Origin of the sequence: Parvibaculum sp., from assembly GCF_035511255.1 — a bacterium.
In the GTDB taxonomy this organism is placed as follows: domain Bacteria; phylum Pseudomonadota; class Alphaproteobacteria; order Parvibaculales; family Parvibaculaceae; genus Parvibaculum.
This window is the reverse complement of record NZ_DATKFR010000133.1, coordinates 1-3,858: the sequence shown is the minus strand read 5'-3', so window position 1 is coordinate 3,858 and position 3,858 is coordinate 1. Positions and strand designations below refer to the sequence as shown.

Genomic DNA, 3,858 nt, shown 5'->3' with positions numbered 1-3,858 from the left:
CTGCCTACGGACATCATCCCGGATTTCATCGCCGGTCTCGGCTTCACCGACGACGCGAGCGTGCTGATGGCCGCGATCGGTCTCGTCTCGAGCCACCTGAAACCCGCGCATCGCGAAGCCGCCCGCAAGGCGCTCGGCCTTCCGCCGAAGGACAAGCCCATAGCCTGACGGATCGTCCAGGCAGGAGAAAACGATGGAACACAAGGTCAGCGACGTCGCCTTCACCGCCTCCGTCAAGGCGGTGCAGGAAAAGCGCGGCAGCCGCGAGCATTATGCGGAGACGGATTTCCGCGACCGGATTTCGCCGGACATCGCCGCCTTCGTCGCCGAACGCGATTCCTTCTATCTCGCCACCGCAAGCGCCGACGGCCAGCCCTATATCCAACACCGGGGCGGTCCGAAAGGCTTCCTCCGCGTCCTCGACGAGCGCACCCTCGCCTTCGCCGATTACACCGGCAACCATCAGTACATCACCACCGGCAATCTCGCCGAGAACGACCGCGCCTATATCTTCCTGATGGATTACGCGAACCGCGCCCGCGTCAAGATATGGGGACGCGCCGAAGTGATCGCCGACAAGGAAATCATTCGCCAATTGATGCCGGAGGGCTATCGCGCCCGTACGCTGCAGGCGATCGTCTTCCGCGTGACGGCGCTGGACACGAACTGTCCCCAGCATATCCCGCAGAAATTCGACGCCGCCGACGTGACGGGCGCGCTGGCGCATCTGCAATCGAAAATCGACGCGCTCGAAGCCGAGCTTGCGACCTACAAGGCCCAGACGCCGCTCTGATTGGAGCGGTAGCCGAGCGCGAGATAGGCCTCGTCGATCAGCGACTGACAGCGGTCGTTGACCAGAATGCCGTTGCCCATCTTGTTCATGTTGTAGCCGAAGCTCATGCGCGCTTCCGGGTCGGCGAAACCGATCGAGCCGCCCATGCCGACATGACCGAAGGCGGCGTCCGAAAGGATCACGCTCATGCCGCGCGCATTCTCGACCTTGCGATTGTCCATCGACTTCATGAAGCCGAGCGCGAAGCGGGTCGGGATGAGCAGCGTCGCATCCTCATGCGTCGCCATCGCGACGCGCCCCATGCGGGCGAGCGTATCCTTCGAGACGAGCTTGCCGCCGCCATTGGCGAGCGGCGCATAGAGGCCGGCGAGCCCGCGCCCGTTCGAAATGCCGTTCGCCGAACCGATCTCGGCCGCATGGCATTCGCGCGAATTGAAATTCGCATTGCCATTGTTGCCGAGAAAAAGCGCGGAGGCCGATTGCGGATCCTTGATGATGGCTTGCGTGAATTTCGACTTCATCGTCGCCTCGTCCGGTACCGCATAGATCATCGGCGCGACGCGGGCCTCGTCCGCTTCCGGCAACCCGATCTGGAAGTCGATGCCGAGCGGCCTCGCCACCTCGTCGCGGAAGAAGACGCCGAGGCGCTTCTTCGCTGCGCGATGCACGATCTCGCCGACCGTCCAGGCGAAGGTGACGCCGTGATAGCCGTTGCGCGTGCCGGGCTGCCAGAAGGGTGCCTCCTTCGCAACGAGATCGATCATGTAATCGTAATCGTAATAGCCGCCATCCTTCACCTTGGCGCGCACATGCGGCAGGCCGACCGAATGGTCGAGCATCATCGAGACGGTGGCTTCTTCCTTGCCGTTGACCGCAAATTCCGGCCAGTACTTCGCAACCGGCGCATCGAGGTCGAGCAACCCCCGGTCGGCAAGCATGTGGGCGCAGATCGCCGTCGCCCCCTTGGTGCAGGAAAAGACGATCGAGACCGTGTCGCGCGTCCAGGCCTCGCCATCGACCGCCTTGCGCCCGCCCCATATGTCGATGACGGTCTTTCCCTCCAGCGTCATCGAATGGCTCGCGCCGACCTCGTCGCGCGTCTCGAAATTCTCGATGAAGGCCTCGACCACGCCCTTGAACTTCGGATCGAACTCGCCCTCGACGAGCCCGGCCCTGGTCTCTTTCGAAATCTTCTGCATCCTGGCGTCTCCCGTTTGTCCTAATGGGCGCGTTTTGCGCTCCTTATCGAGTCTGTGTCTCTGCTCCGTATCCCGCCTTGACGAGCAGGGGCTTGATGATCTCGGTCAGCAGCGCATAGCCGCGGGCGTTGAGCGACAGCCCATCCCAGCGGAAGAGATCGCGGCGAAGCGCGCCCTTGTCGTCGAACATCGCCGTGGCGACGTCGATATAATAGAGCCCCTGCGCCGTCTTTTCGTAATCCTGAATGAGCGCATTGGCGCGTTGCGCCCCGTACCAGCGCGAAAGACGCATCGGCGAGGGATGGATCGAGACAAAATAGATCGGCGCCGCGACGCCCTGCGCGCGCAGGCTCGAGACGAGCTTCTTGAAATCGTCGAGCACGTCTTCCGGCCGCCGGCCGCGCACGTCGGAAAGATCGGCCTCGCCCGCCATCAGCACGATGGCGCTCGGACGATAGGGCGCGACGATGCGCGGACTGAAATAGGTGACATGCGCGATCTGCGCCCCACCGAAGCCGCGCTGGACGATCGGCACCGGCGCCATGTCGTAAGGCAGCGCCTCCCATTGACGCACATCGTCGGCGCCGACAAAGAGCACCGCGTCCTTGGGCGGCGGGTTGGAGACATCGCGGCGTTCGAAAGCCGCGATCTCTCCATCCCAATAGGTCGGGTTGCCCGAGGCAAGCAGGACATAGAGGAGAAAGCCGAATAGCGAGACGATCGCCAGCCCGAGGCCGGCACCGATCGTCACGAGCAGTCGGCCCATCGCGTTCCCCTTCGTCCCCGGATCGTTTGTCCGCCGCTCAGCGCGACGGAACCAGAACGATCTTCCCCTTCACCTTGCGCGCCGCCATGTCGTTCAGGGCCTGTGCAACCTCGTCGAACTTGTAGGTGCGCGAGACATGCGGGCGAAGCTTGCCCGCCTTGAACCATGCCATCAGTTCCTTGAGATTTTCCTGATGTTTCGCCGGTTCGCGGCCGGTGAAGGCGCCCCAGAAGACGCCGACGATCTGGCAGCCCTTGAGAAGCGCGAGATTGAGCGGCACTTTCGGGATCGGGCCGGCGGCAAAGCCGACGACGAGGAAACGGCCTTCCCAGTTGGTGGCGCGGAGCGCCGGTTCGGCATAATCGCCGCCGACCGGATCGTAGACGACATCCGCACCCTGACCGCCGGTGAGTTCCTTGATGCGGTCGGTCAGCGCCTTCTGCTGGTCCTTGTCGAGCGCGCCGGTCGGATAGAGGATCGTCTCGTCGGCGCCATGCTCGCGGCAGACGGCAAGCTTGTCTTCCGATGAGGCCGCCGCGATCACCCGCGCGCCCATCGCCTTGCCGAGTTCGACCGCGGCAAGGCCGACGCCGCCCGCCGCGCCGAGCACGAGCAGGTTCTCGCCCGGCTTCAGATGCGCGCGGTCCTTCAGCGCGTGATGCGAGGTGCCATAGGTCATCAGGAAGGCCGAGGCCGTGACGAAATCCATTTCCTGCGGAATGGGCGTCACCCGCGCTTCGTCGAGCACGAGTTCCTCGGCAAAGCCGCCCCAGCCCGAAGACCCGATCACACGATCGCCGACCTTCACCTTGGAGACGCCCTGGGCGCCGACCCGGCCACCACGCTGGGCGCGGTCACGCCGGTGCCCGACAGCCTGTCCGAATACCAGTTCGCCGGCCTCTTGCGCGGTTCCCGCACCGAGGTCGCGAAAGCGCTGGGCAGCGACCTGTCCGTGCCGGCCTGGGCCGAGATCGTGCTGGAAGGCCATCTGCTGCCGTCCTCCGACCCGCGCGCCATCGCGCCCGTCGTGCCCGAGGGCGTCAATCCGCCGCCGAACACCGATTACGAGATGGCGCTGGAAGGCCCCTACGGCGACCACA

The 3,858-nt window shown here is 64.5% G+C and carries 4 protein-coding genes and 2 pseudogenes; 3 read left to right on the top strand and 3 right to left on the bottom strand.

Translation table 11 applies throughout. The features are described from left to right. On the top strand, window positions 1-168 hold a 168-nt coding region (locus tag VMR03_RS04490; RefSeq protein WP_325402690.1), incomplete at its 5' end, for a YkvA family protein. Between the two features lie 25 nt (window positions 169-193). Then, window positions 194-793: a pyridoxamine 5'-phosphate oxidase family protein gene (locus VMR03_RS04485; protein ID WP_325402688.1), complete on the top strand. Its 600-nt coding sequence runs from the start codon at window positions 194-196 to the stop codon at window positions 791-793. Here VMR03_RS04485 and VMR03_RS04480 read toward each other — a convergent pair. From VMR03_RS04480 to VMR03_RS04470, 3 genes and pseudogenes are all read right to left on the bottom strand, one after another. Continuing rightward, window positions 769-1,992: a serine hydrolase domain-containing protein gene (locus VMR03_RS04480; protein WP_325402686.1), complete on the bottom strand. Its 1,224-nt coding sequence runs from the start codon at window positions 1,990-1,992 to the stop codon at window positions 769-771. The two genes, VMR03_RS04485 and VMR03_RS04480, sit on opposite strands and share 25 nt — an antisense overlap. Window positions 1,993-2,035: 43 nt before the next feature. Continuing rightward, window positions 2,036-2,758 (bottom strand): GDSL-type esterase/lipase family protein, encoded by a 723-nt coding sequence (locus tag VMR03_RS04475; RefSeq protein WP_325402684.1) that lies wholly within the window; start codon window positions 2,756-2,758, stop codon window positions 2,036-2,038. Between the two features lie 37 nt (window positions 2,759-2,795). Next, a pseudogene (locus VMR03_RS04470) lies at window positions 2,796-3,605 on the bottom strand (NADPH:quinone oxidoreductase family protein); the annotation flags it as partial. Between VMR03_RS04470 and VMR03_RS18955 the strand changes: the two are divergent. Beyond that, window positions 3,576-3,858: pseudogene (locus VMR03_RS18955) on the top strand (UbiD family decarboxylase domain-containing protein); the annotation flags it as partial. The pseudogenes VMR03_RS04470 and VMR03_RS18955 overlap by 30 nt on opposite strands.

Bases quoted from the DNA above. Each gene is read 5' to 3' on its own strand.
- VMR03_RS04485 (WP_325402688.1), top strand. From the start codon at position 194: ATGGAACACAAGGTCAGCGACGTCGCCTTCACCGCCTCCGTCAAGGCG.
- VMR03_RS04480 (WP_325402686.1), bottom strand. From the start codon at position 1,992: ATGCAGAAGATTTCGAAAGAGACCAGGGCCGGGCTCGTCGAGGGCGAG.
- VMR03_RS04475 (WP_325402684.1), bottom strand. From the start codon at position 2,758: ATGGGCCGACTGCTCGTGACGATCGGTGCCGGCCTCGGGCTGGCGATC.